Origin of the sequence: Desemzia sp. FAM 23989 (genome assembly GCF_045528345.1) — a bacterium.
Classification (GTDB): domain Bacteria; phylum Bacillota; class Bacilli; order Lactobacillales; family Carnobacteriaceae; genus Desemzia.
In genome coordinates, this window is sequence record NZ_JBGQQT010000067.1 from 1 (window position 1) to 413 (window position 413).

Below are 413 nucleotides of genomic sequence, written 5' to 3' on the forward strand. Positions count from 1 at the left end.
GGCTTACGATCATACGAGCATGATTTTCTATAAAACGTGGGCTATCTGTTTTATCCAAGTAAAAGCCGTTTTTTGCTTCCTTAATGTAATTTTCCATCGTTCCTCTTTTTGAATACGTTTGGAAAACTATTTCTGGAGAGACATCTTTTGAAAAATTAGTAATGATGAATTCATGTCTAAAAAGCAATTCACTAGCTTCTCTGGTTGATTTTATGCAGATCCTTCTGGATTTTCCCCACGACTTTGCTTGATAAGTGGCGTTATAGTAATGAACTTCTTTCTTACTCCAATCGTGATGATCCTTAATGGTAACGAATTGCTCAGCGATTCTGTACAGATTACGATTGGATTTCAAACGGATAGTATACAAACTATCGTACTCTTCACAAAGTTCATACAAATCAGGCATTGCG

At 35.8% G+C, this 413-nt stretch carries 1 protein-coding gene; it reads right to left on the reverse strand.

All coding sequences use genetic code 11. The features are described 5' to 3' along the window. The coding region (locus tag ACEN36_RS13085; protein WP_407126906.1) for a transposase at positions 1–413 on the reverse strand (413 nt) is incomplete at both ends.